At 59.9% G+C, this 16,709-nt stretch carries 12 protein-coding genes; 5 read left to right on the forward strand and 7 right to left on the reverse strand.

Going from position 1 to position 16,709, the window contains the following annotated elements; all coding sequences use genetic code 11:
- Positions 1 to 156 precede the first annotated feature (156 nt).
- The 5 genes from ABCP74_RS00600 to arcA (ABCP74_RS00620) form a co-directional block, all read right to left on the reverse strand.
- Positions 157 to 1,644 (reverse strand): YfcC family protein, encoded by a 1,488-nt coding sequence (locus ABCP74_RS00600; RefSeq protein WP_425458512.1) that lies wholly within the window; start codon positions 1,642 to 1,644, stop codon positions 157 to 159.
- 138 nt (positions 1,645 to 1,782) lie between these two features.
- The gene (argF, locus tag ABCP74_RS00605; RefSeq protein WP_006234279.1) at positions 1,783 to 2,778 is read right to left on the reverse strand and encodes an ornithine carbamoyltransferase; all 996 of its coding nucleotides are present in this window, start codon (positions 2,776 to 2,778) and stop codon (positions 1,783 to 1,785) included.
- A 106-nt stretch (positions 2,779 to 2,884) separates the two neighbouring features.
- On the reverse strand, positions 2,885 to 4,126 hold the full coding sequence (gene arcA / locus ABCP74_RS00610) for an arginine deiminase (protein WP_099431519.1): 1,242 nt from the start codon (positions 4,124 to 4,126) through the stop codon (positions 2,885 to 2,887).
- Positions 4,127 to 4,699: 573 nt separating this feature from the next.
- A complete protein-coding gene (locus tag ABCP74_RS00615) occupies positions 4,700 to 5,824 on the reverse strand; it encodes an aminotransferase (RefSeq protein ID WP_343102187.1) in 1,125 nt (374 codons plus the stop codon).
- 258 nt (positions 5,825 to 6,082) lie between these two features.
- Positions 6,083 to 7,324 (reverse strand): arginine deiminase, encoded by a 1,242-nt coding sequence (arcA, locus tag ABCP74_RS00620; protein WP_099431519.1) that lies wholly within the window; start codon positions 7,322 to 7,324, stop codon positions 6,083 to 6,085.
- Positions 7,325 to 7,879: 555 nt separating this feature from the next.
- On the opposite strand from arcA (ABCP74_RS00620), the gene ppk1 reads away from it, so the two are divergent.
- From ppk1 to ABCP74_RS00645, 5 genes are all read left to right on the forward strand, one after another.
- The gene (gene ppk1, locus ABCP74_RS00625; RefSeq protein WP_343001002.1) at positions 7,880 to 10,276 is read left to right on the forward strand and encodes a polyphosphate kinase 1; all 2,397 of its coding nucleotides are present in this window, start codon (positions 7,880 to 7,882) and stop codon (positions 10,274 to 10,276) included.
- Between the two features lie 86 nt (positions 10,277 to 10,362).
- Positions 10,363 to 11,691 carry a 23S rRNA (uracil(1939)-C(5))-methyltransferase RlmD gene (gene rlmD, locus ABCP74_RS00630; RefSeq protein ID WP_343001003.1) on the forward strand — a complete coding sequence of 443 codons (1,329 nt, stop codon included), beginning with the start codon at positions 10,363 to 10,365 and terminating at the stop codon, positions 11,689 to 11,691.
- Between the two features lie 179 nt (positions 11,692 to 11,870).
- Positions 11,871 to 12,413, forward strand: coding sequence for a DJ-1 family glyoxalase III (locus ABCP74_RS00635; RefSeq protein WP_343001004.1), 543 nt, complete (start codon positions 11,871 to 11,873; stop codon positions 12,411 to 12,413).
- Complete coding sequence (locus ABCP74_RS00640; RefSeq protein ID WP_343001005.1) at positions 12,410 to 12,991, forward strand: Maf family protein; 582 nt, start codon at positions 12,410 to 12,412, stop codon at positions 12,989 to 12,991. Before ABCP74_RS00635 ends, ABCP74_RS00640 begins: the two co-directional genes overlap by 4 nt.
- 101 nt (positions 12,992 to 13,092) lie before the next feature.
- Positions 13,093 to 14,094 (forward strand): P1 family peptidase, encoded by a 1,002-nt coding sequence (locus ABCP74_RS00645; protein ID WP_343001006.1) that lies wholly within the window; start codon positions 13,093 to 13,095, stop codon positions 14,092 to 14,094.
- Between the two features lie 360 nt (positions 14,095 to 14,454).
- Here ABCP74_RS00645 and ABCP74_RS00650 read toward each other — a convergent pair whose 3' ends face one another.
- Together ABCP74_RS00650 and glf are read right to left on the reverse strand one after the other, a co-directional pair.
- Positions 14,455 to 15,486 (reverse strand): glycosyltransferase family 2 protein, encoded by a 1,032-nt coding sequence (locus tag ABCP74_RS00650; protein WP_195361191.1) that lies wholly within the window; start codon positions 15,484 to 15,486, stop codon positions 14,455 to 14,457.
- Positions 15,479 to 16,681, reverse strand: a complete 1,203-nt coding sequence (gene glf / locus ABCP74_RS00655) for a UDP-galactopyranose mutase (RefSeq protein ID WP_195444448.1) — start codon at positions 16,679 to 16,681, stop codon at positions 15,479 to 15,481. Before glf ends, ABCP74_RS00650 begins: the two co-directional genes overlap by 8 nt.
- Positions 16,682 to 16,709 lie beyond the last annotated feature (28 nt).

The following is a 16,709-nucleotide window of genomic DNA, read 5'->3' on the forward strand; positions in this document are numbered from 1 at the left end:
GTAAAACCGCGGAACAAAAAAGCGCCCCCTCCCGCGCACGGAACGGGAGGGGGCTAAAGGTAGGAGTCTACCGGTGGGTTGACCCCACCGGACAGACGATGACCAGGTGATCCTTTACAGGATCGTCAAGGTTTCCGTGGGGTACCCGTTGGGTACTTAGAGCATCACGCAAGCGACGGTCAGGATGATGGCGCAGACGACGGAGAGAGCGACGATGAGCTTAAGGGCAAACTTGAGCCAGGTCGTCCACTCGATCTTGGCCAGGGCGAGACCGCCCATGATGGCGCCGGAGGTCGGGGTGAACAGGTTCACAACGCCGATGGCAGAGGAGAAGATCATGACCATGACCTCGGGCGAGAAGCCGAGCTTAACAGCCAGCGGTCCCATGATAGGCATGGAGACGGTAGCCATACCAGAGGTCGAGGGGATCAGGAAGGACAGGCCGAAGTAGACCAGGAAGCTCATGGGAGCGAAGATCACGCCGGACAGGCCAGCCAGAGCATTGGCGGCAGCGTCGAGGACGTAGACGTCGAGGCCGGTGTTAGCCATGAGGACGGAGATACCACGGGCGAGGGCGATGACGAGAACAACGGACATCATGTCGGCAGCGCCGGTGATGAAGGTGTTAACGATCTGCTTCTCGGACAGGCCACCGATGATACCGATCAGGACGGCCATGAGGAAGAACCAGGTGGAAGCCTCGTCGAAGTACCACTGACCAATGGGCAGGCCGGTGATCAGGGCAGACCAGCCCTGGACGACGGCGTTACCGTCGGCGTCGTAGACAGCGCCAGCGTCGAAGAAGTTGGCGACGCCCTCGTTGAGGTCGGCCAGCGGAATGAAGCCGACGATCATGACGACGAAGGTGAAGGCAAAGGCGATCAGAACACCCTTCTGACGACCGGTGAGCTTGACCTCATTGTGAACCTCGGAAGCAGCCTTGCCGTGAGCCTCTTCGGCGTCCTTGAGCTCCTGCATCGACAGGATGGTGGAACCCTTGTCAGCCTTGACCTTCTTGGCATAGCTCATGACGAAGAAGATGGACATGGCAGTGGTAACAATCCACAGGACGGCACCGAGGCCGATGATGATGGACTGGTTGACCTCAATGCCAACGCCGGTCAGAGCGTCGACGGCAGCGCCGACGGCGAACGGGTTAACCGTGGAGCCCAGGCAGCCGCAGCCAGCGCCGAGCAGGACGGTAGCGGCGCCGACCATCGGGTCGAAGCCAGCGGCCATCATGGTAGCGGCAAGCAGGGCGTAGAAGGGAACGGTCTCCTCGCACATACCATAGGTGGTACCACCGAGGGAGAAGATGAGCATCAGCACGGGAATGAGCATGATCTCGTTGCCCTTAAGCTTCTGCACCAGAACGGCAATGCCGTTGTCCAGGGCGCCGGTCTCGGTCATCATGCCGAGGAAGCCGCCCAGGATCATAACGAAGAGGCAGACGGGCAGAGCGTCAGCGAAGCCCTTAATCGGGGCGGTGCAGAAATCGCTCAGACGGGCGGCAGTAACCTCGCCGCCGGACGTGCCGGAGACGATAACGGTAACTACTGCAACAATTGCCAGCAGAGCAAGAAGAATGGTGAACGATGAAGGCATACCGCGCTTTTTCTTAGCGGTCTCAGTCATAGTTCTCATCCCCCCTTCATAAATCATTTACTGATCTCGCCCGAAGCGGCTCTTCCGTGCCGTGCCTGCCGCTCGATGCGAGATTTTTACCAGATAAAGCCGCTCGGGGTGTTCAACAATACACCCCGAGCGAGATGCTAGATGCACTTACTTGAGCGTGGCGTACATGACGGCCTTGATGGTGTGCATGCGGTTCTCGGCCTCGTCGAAGACCTTGGAAGCGGGGCTCTCGAAGACCTCGTCGGTGACCTCCTGCTCGGTGATGCCGAACTGCTCGCACTTCTCGGCGCCAATGGTGGTGTTGGTGTCGTGGAAGCTGGGCAGGCAGTGCAGGAAGATGGCACCCGGGTTGGCCATAGCCATGACCTCGGAGGTGACACGATACGGAGTGAGCTGAGCGATGCGCTCGGCCCAGACCTCGTCAGGCTCGCCCATGGAGACCCACACGTCGGTGTAGATAACGTCGGCACCGGTGACGCCGTCCTTGACGTCGGTGGTCAGCTTGATGGTGCAGCCGTTGGCCTCGGCGATGGGCTTGCAGGCCTCGATGACGTCGTCGGCGGGCATGCACTCCTCGGGGCCGCAGGCCACGAAGTTCATGCCGAGCTTGGAGCAGACAACCATGAGGGAGCGAGCAACGTTGTTCTTGCAGTCGCCCATGAAGACGAGGGTCTTGCCCTTGATGTCGTAGTTGAAGTTCTCCTGGACGGTCAGGATGTCGGCGAGCATCTGGGTGGGATGCCACTCAGTGGTCAGGCCGTTCCACACGGGCACGCCGGACTTAGCAGCGAGCTCCTCGACGTCGTCCTGGGCAAAGCCGCGGAACTCGATGCCGTCATACATGCGACCGAGAACGCGGGCGGTGTCCTCGATGGACTCCTTCTTGCCCATCTGCGACGAACCCGGATCGAGGTAGGTGACGCCCATGCCCAGATCCATGCCGCCGACCTCGAAGGCGCAGCGGGTACGAGTGGAGGTCTTCTGGAAAAGCAGAACGATGTTCTTGCCCTCGAGATAGCGGTGCGGAACGCCAGCGCGCTTCATATCCTTGAAGTTCTTGGAGAGCTTGAGCAGGTACTCGATCTCCTCGGTGGTGAGGTCGAGGAGCTTGAGGAAGCTACGGCCGGAGAGGTTAACACCCATGGTTCGTTTCCTTTCGAAGAAATGAATTACGTAAGTAATTAGTGTAGCCCGTTTGACGGGCGAAACCGGTGCGGTTGTAGGGGGACCGCACCGGAAACGGAAAGACTTAGAGGTCCTCGCGCCAGAAGGGCATGCTCATGCAGCGCGGGCCGCCGCGGCCGCGGGAGAGCTCGGCGGAGGGCACGACGAGCAGGTCCAGGCCCTCCTTGTACAGCACGTCGTTGGTGACGGTGTTGCGGGCGTAGACGCAGATCTTGCCGGGCTCGACGCACAGGGTGTTGGAGCCGTCGTTCCACTGCTCGCGGGAGGCCGCGATCGGGTCGCCGCCGCCGCAGGGGATCAGCTTGACCTGGTCGACGCCGGTGGCGTCCTCCAGGACGTGCTCGAGGGTGTCCTCGATCAGGCGGATGTTCACGTCGCCCGGGTTCTTGCCGGCGGTCAGCTCGTAGACGCGCAGGGTGCCCATGATGGCGGGGTGGATCGTGAACTTATCGACGTCGATCTGGGTGAAGACCGTGTCGAGGTGCATGAAGGCGCGCGAGACCGGGATGTCGAAGGCAAGGATGCGCTCGACCTTGGAGTCGGAGTTCCAGAAGATGTTCTGGGCCATGACGTCGATAGCGGCGGCCTGGGTGCGCTGGGAGATGCCGACGGCGAGGGTCTTCTCGTTGATGTTCAGCACGTCGCCGCCCTCGGTGTGGAACTGGCAGTCGCGGCGGAAGTACAGGGAGACGTCCTTGTAGTCGGGGTGGTACTTGAAGACGTACTTGCCGTACAGGGTCTCGCGGTTGCGGGTGACCGAGTACATGCGGTTGAGGTTGACGCCCTCGCCGACGACCGCGAACGGGTCGCGGGTGAAGTAGAGGTTGGGCATCGGGTCGATGATCAGGTCGGACTCGGACTCGGAGTTGACCAGGGAGTCGAGGGTCGTGGACGCCGTGAGGGGCATGTCGATCTCGGCCTTGGTCATGCCGGCCATGGTCTTCTTGACGAACTCGAGGTTGTCCTCGATGGAGTCCAGCTTCTCGCGGACGATCTGCGGCATGTGCTGGCCGCGGATGCCGGCCTCGGCGATGTACTGGTCGGTGAACTCGGCGCGGGCGCCGGGGACCTGGTCGAACACCTCGGCGACGAGGTTCTCGAGGTAGAGCACCTCGACGCCCTGGTCCCTCAGGATCTGGGCGAAGGTGTCGTGCTCCTGCTGCGCGACCTCCAGGAACGGGACGTCGTCGAACAGGAGTCGCTCGAGCTCGTCGGGCGGCAGGTTGAGGAGCTCGTCGCCGGGACGGTGCAGGCAGACCTTCCTGAGCTTGCCGATCTCGGAAGGCACGTGCAGACCTTTCGTCATGGCCTCCTACCTTTCTTTCGGGCCCCTGTCAGGGCCGATTCGTTAGCGCCCCTCCGTGTGAGGCGTTATTGCTGACGACATATTTATATCCAAAATCAATCCATACTTCCACCTTGCCCCCGAACGGTTTTTTATAGGGGGTGAACGGCATACACATATACTTCACGCATGGCACACTTTGATTTAATAAAGTTTATTTACGTGCTTAAACGCGTTTTCAATCCAAATAGCAAATGGAACTAAACTTTGTTAAACCACTCTCAAATTGCATATTTCTAATAAAGCTATGAATAGAATTAGTGATTCATACCGCGTCTCAACCATTTTCATTTTTATTCAGAAAAAAGTTTGTCCTATTCATTTTCTGATTACAAGTTACCGTTTACCAGATGCTTGGTACCGTTCACCGGAAGCTCAGTATAAGGCCCAGCTGATATCGGCTCGCCGTACTGCCTCATTTGTAACATCTTGACTTCTCGGTATAGAAAAACGGACCCGATCCCCTAGGGAAACAGATCCGTTTTCGATTATCGTCGGCCAATTTGAATACGACCTACGAAGGGCGTCGTGATCCTAGCGATCGAACTCCGCCAGGGCCTCGCCCAAAAGCCTTAAGCCCTCGCGAAGAACGTCCTCGCTCGCGCAGTAACCCAGGCGCGCGCCGCAGGGAAGTTCAAAGCGGCTACCGGGAACCAGCAGCACCCCCCTCTCGGCCAGCAGGCGCTTGCAGAATCCCTCGTCATCCTCGGGAATGTCCAGCTGGATAAACGAGGTAGACACGCCCTGCGGGACCGTCCAGGAGACACGGCGCTGCGCGTCGATCCAAGCCTGCGCGATATCGCGGTTGCCAAACACGATCTTGCGGTTGCGCTCGAGGATCTTATCCTTGTGCTCGAGCACATAGGTCGCCAGGGCGTCGTTGAACACGCCGCCGCAAATCATGGTGTAGTCGCGGTAAGTGCGAATGCGGTTAGAGACCTCTTCGTCTGCCACAACCCAGCCCACGCGGGCCGCAGGCGTCGAATAGGTCTTGGACACCGAGTTGGTGACGATGGCTTTCTCGTACACATCAGCCATCGACATAAAGTCCTCGGTGTTCTCAAGCGGTAGGTACACCTCGTCGCACAGCGCATAGGCGCCAACCGAGCGGGCGATCTCGGCAATCTGGTCGAGCGTGTCGGCATCGAGCACCGTTCCGATGGGGTTCGATGCGTTGTTGATGCAGATGAGCTTGGTATTGGGACGCACCAGACGCTTGAGCTCCTCGATATCGGGCCTCCAGCCAAGCTCCTCGCGAAGCTCCCAGTACTCAACCTCGGCACCCAGCGTACGCGGAATCTCGTAGAGCGGCGCGTAGGTGGGCCACTCGGCGATAACATGATCGCCAGGCTCGACCACGGCCATGATGGCGTTAAGGTTGGCGCCCGTGCAGCCGTTGGTCTGCAGAATGTGGTCGAGATTGACCTCGCGACGATACAGCTTGGCGACCTCCGCCTTAAAGTCGGGCGAGCCCTCGATCCAGCCGTAGTTCATCTTCTCGCGATCCAGACGCTCGTAGAACGTAGCGCCGTCCTGCTCGTCGAGCGCGCGAAGCTCGCCCATGGTCAGCGATGAGATCGTCGACTGGGCAATGTCCCACGTAGCGCTCTTCTCCCAAACGTTAAGCCATTCCTCAACGCCAATTGTCTTGATATCCATGACTAAGCTCCAATCGCTAGAACACGGGGATGATGCCGACAAAGGTCATGGGAATCGAGATGATGCCCAAAAGGCAAAGAAGCCGTCACCGTTGGGGTATCAACGTGACCGCCTCTAGACATAATGGACACCTTATCTGATGCTAATTTAGCTTATTAGACAAGAATGGGGCGGTGCGAAAACCCGCACCGCCCCATTTGGAGACATCTAATGGCAGCTAGATGTTTGTATTAAGACCCGTACGGATCTTTGAAAACCTTAGAGGTCCTCGCGCCAGAAGGGCATGCTCATGCAGCGCGGGCCGCCACGGCCGCGGGAGAGCTCGGCGGAGGGCACGACGAGCAGGTCCAGGCCCTCCTTGTACAGCACGTCGTTGGTGACGGTGTTGCGGGCGTAGACGCAGATCTTGCCGGGCTCGACGCACAGGGTGTTGGAGCCGTCGTTCCACTGCTCGCGGGAGGCCGCGATCGGGTCGCCGCCGCCGCAGGGGATCAGCTTGACCTGGTCGACGCCGGTGGCGTCCTCCAGGACGTGCTCGAGGGTGTCCTCGATCAGGCGGATGTTCACGTCGCCCGGGTTCTTGCCGGCGGTCAGCTCGTAGACGCGCAGGGTGCCCATGATGGCGGGGTGGATCGTGAACTTATCGACGTCGATCTGGGTGAAGACCGTGTCGAGGTGCATGAAGGCGCGCGAGACCGGGATGTCGAAGGCAAGGATGCGCTCGACCTTGGAGTCGGAGTTCCAGAAGATGTTCTGGGCCATGACGTCGATAGCGGCGGCCTGGGTGCGCTGGGAGATGCCGACGGCGAGGGTCTTCTCGTTGATGTTCAGCACGTCGCCGCCCTCGGTGTGGAACTGGCAGTCGCGGCGGAAGTACAGGGAGACGTCCTTGTAGTCGGGGTGGTACTTGAAGACGTACTTGCCGTACAGGGTCTCGCGGTTGCGGGTGACCGAGTACATGCGGTTGAGGTTGACGCCCTCGCCGACGACCGCGAACGGGTCGCGGGTGAAGTAGAGGTTGGGCATCGGGTCGATGATCAGGTCGGACTCGGACTCGGAGTTGACCAGGGAGTCGAGGGTCGTGGACGCCGTGAGGGGCATGTCGATCTCGGCCTTGGTCATGCCGGCCATGGTCTTCTTGACGAACTCGAGGTTGTCCTCGATGGAGTCCAGCTTCTCGCGGACGATCTGCGGCATGTGCTGGCCGCGGATGCCGGCCTCGGCGATGTACTGGTCGGTGAACTCGGCGCGGGCGCCGGGGACCTGGTCGAACACCTCGGCGACGAGGTTCTCGAGGTAGAGCACCTCGACGCCCTGGTCCCTCAGGATCTGGGCGAAGGTGTCGTGCTCCTGCTGCGCGACCTCCAGGAACGGGACGTCGTCGAACAGGAGTCGCTCGAGCTCGTCGGGCGGCAGGTTGAGGAGCTCGTCGCCGGGACGGTGCAGGCAGACCTTCCTGAGCTTGCCGATCTCGGAAGGCACGTGCAGACCTTTCGTCATGGCCTCCTACCTTTCTTTCGGGCCTTACTGACCGAATGTATCAGCGCCCCTCCATATGGGACGCTGCTTGCTGACAGCTCTAGTTATATCCAAATTCCATGCGTAATGCTACCTCGCCCCCGAACGGTCAACAAAGTGCGATGAACGGTATATCGCATATGATTCCCCATGATGCACTTCAGTTTCGTAAAGCAGATTTTCCTAGGTAAACGTTATTTTTCTAGGAAATCAAGCTTGAACATTCAAAGTTATCCATGATTCAATATTGCATAGTGAAAACGGTTTTCTGCATATAAATGACGCTTGCCCTCGATTCGACCTACATTCGATTATATTCAGCTTGCTATCATTCTTATTCATACATTCTCACCAGTTGAGTGAGGATATAGATTACTTGCGAACGAGCAGGGCGTCAGTCCTATGACTTGTCAGCGTAAGAAGTAGGTAAAGATACCGTTCACGCGATACGTCCGTGCCAGTGGTCGACTAAATTGAGACAATAGTGAATTAGAGTTAGGCTACCGTCCCCTGCGGGGACTGAACGGACAGATGCATATGCCGAGCAAAATCGAAAAGAAGCAAAAGGCCGCCAAGCTGCGCAAGCCGCCGCGCGACTTCTCGTACACGCAAAACCGAGAGCTTAGCTGGCTGCGCTTTGACAACCGCGTGCTTGACGAAGCCTTCGACGAGACCGTTCCGCTGTTCGAGCGTCTAAAGTTCGTGTCGATTTTCGAGTCCAACCTCGACGAATTCCTTATGGTGCGTGTGGGCGGCCTGTCCGATCTGGCAGAGCTCAAAAAACAGCCTGTCGACAACAAGAGCAATATGACCGCCTCCGAACAGGTCGATGCCGTCATGGAAGAGCTGCCCGGGCTCCTTACCCGTTGGGAGTCCATCTTTAAGAGCATCGAGGGCAAGCTCGACGCTCTGGGCGTTCACCGCGCCCGCATCGATTCGCTTACGCCCGAGGAGCGCACCTTCGTAACCCGCTACTTCCAAGCCTACGTGTCGCCGGTCATCTCGCCGTTGGTCATTGACCCGCGCCACCCCTTCCCCAACCTGCGCAACGGCGCACTCTATCTGGCTTGTGGCCTGGACGGCGTCACCGACGAGGAGAGCCTGCTGGGCCTTATCGAGATTCCCGCCTCGATGAACCGCGTGGTCGAGATCCCCTCGCCCACCGGCACCTACTCCTACATCTTGCTCGAGGACGTCATCCTCGCCTGCCTGGATAGCTGCTTTGGCTCCTATAAGCCTCTGGATCGCGCGCTGATCCGCGTCACCCGTAATGCCGATATCGACCCGGACGGCGAGGGCGTCGAGGAGGAAGAGGATTACCGCCAGCACATGAAGCGCATCCTCAAGAAGCGCTTGCGCCTGCAGCCGGTGGTGCTCGCCGTATCGGGCTCCCTCGAAAAGCCAACGCTCAAGACCATCCGCAAGGCGCTCGAGCTTTCTCGCCGCTCGGTCTTTACCTGCGATATCCCCCTTGACCTGAGCTACGTCTTTGGCATTGAGGGCAAGATTCCCGAGCATCTACGCAACGAGCTGCTCTTTACGCCGTTTAAGCCGCAGCCCAACCCCGCCATCGATATGTCCCGCTCCATTCGCGAGCAAGTGCTGCAGGGCGACAAGCTGCTCTTTTACCCTTACGAGGCCATGAACCCGTTCTTGGACCTGGTGCACGAAGCAGCCTACGACCCCGAGTGCATCTCGCTGCGCATCACGCTCTACCGCGTGGCCAAACAAAGCCGCCTGTGCGAGTCGCTCATCGATGCTGCCGAAAACGGCAAAGAGGTCACGGTGCTCATGGAGCTCCGCGCACGCTTTGACGAGCAGAACAACATCGAGTGGGCCGAGCGTCTGGAAGAGGCCGGCTGCACCGTTATCTACGGCTCCGAGGGCTTTAAGTGCCACTCCAAGATCTGCCAGCTCACCTATCGTGAGGGCATGGCGCTCACCCGTCTCACGCTGTTGGGCACCGGCAACTTTAACGAGAAGACGGCCAAGCTCTACAGTGACTTTATGCTCATGACCGCCCATCCCGGTATCGGCGAGGACGCCAACCTGTTCTTCCGCAACCTGTCGCTGGGCAACCTGCGCGGCGACTACCGCTTCCTGGGCGTGGCGCCCGCCGGACTGAAACCGCTCATCATGCGCGGCCTGGACCGCGAGATTCAGCGCGCCCTTGTCGGCGAGCCCGCCCGCGTGTTCTTTAAGCTCAACTCGCTTACCGACCGCGAGGTCATCGACAAGATTGCCGAGGCATCGTGTGCCGGCGTGCGCGTGGACATGATCATTCGCGGCATCTCGTGCCTCAAGCCCGGTGTTCCGGGCAAGACCGAGAACGTGCACGTGCGCTCCATCGTCGGACGCTTTTTGGAGCATGCGCGCGTCTATGCCTTTGGCGTGGACTCGGACATGATCTACCTGAGCTCGGCAGACATGATGACGCGCAACACCGAGCACCGCGTGGAGATCGCCTTCCCGGTGCTCGACCCCACCTGCCGCGCCCTGGTGCACGAGTACATGGGCATGCAGCTGCGCGACAACGTGAAGGCACGCAGCCTGACGAGTGACGGCACCTGGGTTCCGGTGGAGCGCAAAGAGGACGAGAAACCCTTCAACTCGCAAGAAGCTCTGCTGGAGCGCGCGTATCGCAACGCCGAAGCCGACGCCGAGGCAGAACCCGCGCTCGCATCCCAGCCTGAGCCCGAGCCGCAGCCGGCCGCTCCCGAGGTCCAGAAGGTCCGAGCGACCGTTATCGAGCCCGAACCTGCTCCCGCAGCCCAACCTCAGGCACCCACAACAACCCCCGAGAGCAACGTGCGTCACAAGAAGCCCGCTGGCAAAGCCAATGCCATCGAGCGCCATCGCCCCGGTCGCGTGCGCATGGGTCTGGGCCTGATCGGTCTGGGTCTTAAGACGCTCATTACTGGCAAGACGAAATAGTCGTTTGTAGAAGCGCCCCGTATTTGAGGAATGCCCCAGATACAGGGCGCTTTTCCCTGCTACCATGGTTGCGGACAATACCGCGAATGACAGGCAGGAACATGAAGCTCACCATAGAATCGATGACGTACGGCACCGACGGTCTGGCACATGCCGACAACGGCAAGGCCACATTTGTGCAAGGCGCCGTGGCGGGCGACACCGTCGAAGCCGAGGTCGTGCAGGACGGCAAGTCGTTTATGCGCGCCCGCACGACCGAGATTCTGGAGCCAAGCCCCGATCGCATTCAGCCCCCCTGCCCCTTCGTGGGCATCTGCGGCGGTTGTTCGTGGGGCAATCTCTCGCGCACCGCTCAGCTTGCCGCCAAAGAGCAAAACCTGCGCTCCACGCTCGAGCGCATTGGCAAGTTCACCCCCGACCAGGTCAACGAACTTGTCCAGCCTATCCGCCACACCAAGGACGACTGGGGCTACCGCAATAAAATTGAGTTGGAGCCCACCCTCGTTAACGGACGTGTGCGCCTTGGCATGCACGGCGTCGATCCCAGTAAGATCGTGACTGTCGATGCATGCCCGCTGTTCGATAAGCGTTTTCCCAAGGCACTCAAATCGGTCGTCGGCGCGCTCAACTATCTGAGCGGCAGCCACGACCTGGGTCTGGAGCGCGTGGGCATTCGCGCTTCGCGTCGCACCAAGGCGCTCGAGATCGCGCTTTGGACGCCCACAGGCTCCTTCCCGCGCTCACAGGTCTCGCGCGTGCTGGCAGACGCCGCACACCCCACGAGCGTCGTGCGCGTCATGAGCAAGGGCGAGAAGAAGGCCCGCCGCGTTTCCAAGGTGGAGATGCTCGCCGGTGAGGGCTCGTGGACCGAGAACATCGCTGACGGCCAGATGCGCTTGTCCGCCCCATCGTTTTTCCAGGTCAACACCAAGGGTGCCGAGATTTTGATCGAGCTCGTTATGGACGCACTCGATCCGCAGGAAGACGAGCTTGCCGTGGACCTGTACTGCGGCGCCGGCACCTTTACCCTGCCGCTCGCCCGCCGCTGCGACTTTGTTGCCGCCGTCGAGGCCTACGGTCCGGCCGTGCGCGACCTGCGCCGTAACCTCGAGATCAACAATCTCGACAACGTCGACGTCATCGGCGGCGATGCCGTACGCGAGTTCCCCGACCAGGATGCCGATGTCCTGGTGGTCGATCCGCCGCGTGCAGGTCTGGCGCCCGAGGCCATCGACCTCATCGCCAGCACGAGTGCGCGCGATGTCGCCTATGTGAGCTGCGACCCTGCCACCCTGGCACGCGACCTTAAGCGCTTTGTCGAGGAAGGCACCTTCTCCCCCGTCAAGATCACACCGGTCGACCTGTTCCCGCAAACCTTCCACTGCGAAACCGTCGTCCACCTCAAGCGCAACTAGATTGTTTGCCCGAGACCACGCCCGATGATTTTTCTGGGATGGAGATTAAATAATCAATTTGTACCGAATGATTATTTAATCTCCGTCCCTTTTTAAACATTGGGAAATCGAGCGTGGCAAGCGCATGTCTTCGGGGTATAAGACGGCTAATTGTATGCCGCCTTACGAAAGGAACTCTCATGCCCAGCGTTGCAGTTCTCGCCGCCGATGGCTTTGAAACGATTGAATGCCTGACCATGGTCGATGTCATGCGGCGCGGCGGCGTGCGCGCCACGCTCGTCTCGATCATGCCCACGCGCGAGGTCGTGAGCTCGCTGCAGATTCCCGTGACCTGCGATGCGCTCTTTGACGAAATCAACTTTGACGAGTACGACTGCGTCGTGCTGCCCGGCGGCCTGCCCGGAGCCACCAACCTGCGCGCCGACCAGCGCGTCTGCGACGTAGTCTGCGAGTTCGCCGCGACCAAGCACGTTGCCGCCATCTGCGCCGCCCCGTTTATCCTGGGCGAGCTTGGCCTGCTCGAGGGACGCCGCGCCACGTGCTTCCCCGGCTTTGAGAAGAGCTTCCCCGAGGGAGCTTATACCGGCGAGAAGGTCACGCAAGACGGCAATATCATCACTGCCAGCGGCATGGCACAGTCACTCCCCTTTGCCTTGGAGCTGCTGCGCACGCTCGCCGGCGAGAAGGCCATCGAGAAGGTCGCCGAGGGCATCCAACTATGATTTTGGCTTCGCAATCGCCGCGCCGCATAGAGCTGATGCGCGAGGCGGGCTATAACATTCGCGTAATTCCCGCAGATATCGATGAAACGCCTTTTGATGGCGAAGCTCCGCTTACGCTCGTCGAGCGCTTGGCGCGTGCCAAAGCTGCTGCCGTCGCCGCCGAGCATGCCGAGCCCAATGAGTTGACCGTCGCGGCCGATACCATCGTCACCTTCGATGGCAAGATTTTGGGCAAGCCGGCAAACGAGGACGAGGCGCGCACCATGCTCCGCGAGCTTTCGGGCCGCACGCACCAGGTGGCGACCGGCGTCTGCATCGTTAAAGCCGGCGACGCTACAGCTCCGCATGCCGCCGAGAGCCTGTCCTTTGTCGATGTGACCGACGTGACGTTCTATGAGCTTACCGAGGAGCAGATCGAGCGCTATGTCGCCTCCGGCGAGCCCATGGACAAGGCCGGAGCCTACGGCATCCAGGGCACAGGCGGCCGCATGCTCGTGCACGACATTTCGGGTGACTTCTACAACGTGGTGGGCTTGCCCATCGCTCGCGTCGCACGCGCGATTCAAAAACTCTCGTAATTGCATCTGGCGCTGGGTATCCCCCGGCGCCTACAATTTTGCCGTACCGTACGGATCCCGACCGGGCACAAGGCGCGGCGGAAAACCGATAGGAGTTAAACATGGATACACTGCTCGAGGCCATTGACGTCTGCGATGTCGATGGCTTTTGCTATGGCAACTATACGGACGAGGAGGCCGGCACCGGTTGCACCGTAATCGTGGCACCCGAGGGCGCCACCGGCGGCGTTGACGTTCGCGGCGGTGCTCCAGCATCGCGCGAAACCGACCTGCTGCGACCCGAGAACACCGTCGACAAGGTCCACGCCGTCTGCCTTTCGGGTGGATCGGCCTTTGGCCTCGAAGCTGCAAGCGGCGTCGCTCGCGAGCTTGAGAGCCGCGGCATCGGCCTTCCCGTCGGCCCCACGCAGGTGCCTATCGTGTGCTCCAGCTGTATCTTCGACCTTGCCTTTGGTAACCCCACCGTGCGCCCCGACATTGAGGCCGGCATCGCCGCCGTGCGCGAAGCACTCGACCACACCCCCACCAAGCTCGAACAGGGCAACGTAGGCGCCGGCACGGGCGCTACCGTGGGTAAGCTCATGGGGCCTGCCACCTGCATGAAGGCCGGCCTTGGAGCTGCCGCCGTGGCACTCGGCCCCATCAAGGTGGGCGCCGTGGTCTCGGTCAACGCCTGCGGCAACGTTGTCGACCCCTTCACCGGCGAGTGGGTCGCCGGCATGCGCGCCGCCGCCGATAGCGACCAGATCGTCGACACGGAACTCGCAGCCTTTGCCGCCGCCGGATCCATGCAGATGCCGCTCGACCGCACCAACACCACCATCAGCTGCATCGTCACCAACGTGGAACTCACTAAGGCACAAGCCACCAAGGTCTCCCAGATGGCCGCAGACGCCTACGCACACGCCATCCGTCCCACGCACACCACCAACGACGGCGACACCATCTACACCCTCGCCAGCGGCAAACTGGGCGCCCAGGCAAGCGCCGCCGTTCCCCTAGACCTGCTGGGCATGCTCGCAGTAAGGGCCCTGGAAACTGCCATCGTAAACGGAGCCAAAACCGCCAAAACCTCCCACGGCATCCCCGGCGCCGCGAAGTAACCTAACCTGACCGGTTGCCCGGTGGGGCTTGGTTATGTTTGCTGCTCTACAGTCCTGGCTCGCACGAAGAGCACATTAAGTGCTCTTCGGCTCGTGCGGAACTCGCGACAAACATAACCAAGCCCCACCGGGCAACCTACCAACCAAGTCTTTTCAGCCCAGGCCCCTGTGTACCGCGCGTCGAAGATCTTCAAATTCAGCTTGCTGGCATAATGCGGGACATAGCAGAGGACCCCTGGTCCTTAACTTGATACGAGTTCCGCACGCAAAGGAGGCGCCAGTGGCGCCTCCGTCTTGCGCAGGACTGTTCGAAGTAGCAAGTTAAGGACCAGGGGTCCCCGTTACCCGGGCGTTTATGCACTAGTTGAATTTGAAGATCTTTGAGGCAAGACGGTATAGGCCGAGTGTGGTTTTGTCTCCGGCCCGTCCGCGCAGATTGGTGAAGAACCCGACCACGCCGTAGCGGGCACGACGATACATGCGCTCGTCGTAGGCCTTCAAATCATTCCACAGCGTCTTTAGGCGCTCGTCGGCGCAATCTTCCTCGGAAAGCTTGGTAAGCACCGAGCAGATCGCCATCATCATGGTGAAGTAGCCCATCATGTACGAACGCAGGCGCGACGACTCAACATCGCTGTACAGGTGGTACGACTCCATCATGATACGCGTAACACGGAACTGCTGGTCCAGACGCTTGACCATCGTTGCCTCGTTGACGCTCTGACCTTCGCGGCCGATAAAGTAGCGGTAGAGGTCGATGTCGGCGTAGTACATGGTCTTGCAACGCGGCAGTGGCACGTAGGCGTAGATGTTGTCCACATAGAACGTGTGCGGCGGCATGGGAAGGTTGGACTCGCGCAGCACATCCGTGCGATAGCACAGGCTGTGCATGAGTAGGTTCTGGTCCAGGCGGAAATGACCGATCTGATCCCAGGAAAAGATCTTTTTGCGCGGCAGGGCAAATTTGTAGCCAATAGCGGTATGCGTGCCCTCGTAAACCTTCTCGTACACGTAGTTCGAGATAAACAGGTCAACGCGCTGATCGCGCTCTTCAAAGCCACGCAGAATCGACAGCATAGTCGAAAGAGCCGCAGCGTCGAGCCAGTCATCCGAGTCGACAACCTTGTAGTAGGTGCCCTGCGCCTCGCGCAGACCCGAAAGGACGGCAATACCGTGACCGCCATTCTCCTGGTGCACCGCGCGGATGATTCCAGGATAACGGGCCTCCCACTCGTCGGCCTTGGCGGCCGTCTCGTCCTTGGAGCCGTCGTCCACCACGATAATCTCGATATCGGTGGCGTAATTGCTCCCCTCCAAGATGGAGGTGATGCAATGGTCCATGTCCTTGGCGGCGTTATACGAGGGAATACCGAATGTTATGACTTTATGCATGGCAGGCGATAATCTCATCCGAAAGATCGAGGGCGGAATTGGTCACAGCGTCCATATCGTAGTAACGATACTCGGCCAGACGACCCACCGGGTGGAAGTTCGTCAGGTTCTGGACGCGCTCAAGATAGCGCTCATAGAGCTCACGGTTCTCGGGCTCAAGAATGGCGTAGTACGGCGTCTCGTCCGAGCCGGGCGTATAGGCCTTAGAGTACTCCTTCATGATGGTGGTCTTGCCGGGCAGGACCTGACCGGTCATGTTCTTGAACTCGGTGATACGCGTGTAGTCCTCGCTCGTGGTGTAGTTGACGGTGCCCACGGGCTGGAACTGGTCCATATCGAGCGTCTCGAACTTCATATCGAGCGTGCGGTACGGCAACGCACCCAAGTCGAGGTTGAACAGCTCATCGAGCGGACCGGTATAGACAATCTCGCCGCCGTAGACCTTGCCGTCGATCTTGACGGTAGTCTCGTCGATTTCAAAGAGGTCACGGGCGTCCACGTCGCAGAACACGTCGATCAGGTCGTGGTCGAGCATGTGCTCAAAGAGCGCCGTGTAGCCCTCCTGCGGCATGCCCTGGAAGGGAGCTTGCGGGAAGTAGCGGTCATCATCGCCCACAAAGACGGGAACGCGGCCGGTGATCGAGGGATCGATCTGATCGGGCGTCTGGCCCCACTGCTTCATGGTGTAATGCAAAAAGACGTTCTCGTAGACGTAATCGGCGACCTCGGCCAAGTCGGGGTCGTTCTTCTTACGCAGCTCCATAATGGGCACCTTGACATCCTTGCCAAAGGTCTCCACGAGCTTCTGATACAGCTCCTCGCCGCGCTCGTCACCAAAGGCGAGCTTGAGACTCGCATGGTTGAAGGGCACGGGCATAAGGGTACCGTTGATGTTGGCGAGCACCTTGTGCTGATAATCCGTCCACTTGGTAAAGCGCGACAGGAAATTGTGCACGCGCTCGTTAAAGGTGTGATAGATATGCGGACCGTACTCGTGGATCAGGATTCCGGCCTCGTCAGTGCAGTCATAGGCATTGCCCGCAATGTGGCTACGGCGCTCCAAAACGGCAACACGATAGCCGATGGTCTCGGCAAGACGGCGGGCGCAAACGGCACCGGCATATCCAGCACCGACGACAATCATGTCGTACGCGCCGGCGTTAAAGCCTTCAGGCAGGCCTGAGGTAATCTGCATCGATACTCCTTGTCAAAAGCCACGGGCT

Source organism: Collinsella aerofaciens, from assembly GCF_039062315.1.
Classification (GTDB): Bacteria; Actinomycetota; Coriobacteriia; order Coriobacteriales; family Coriobacteriaceae; genus Collinsella; species Collinsella aerofaciens_BG.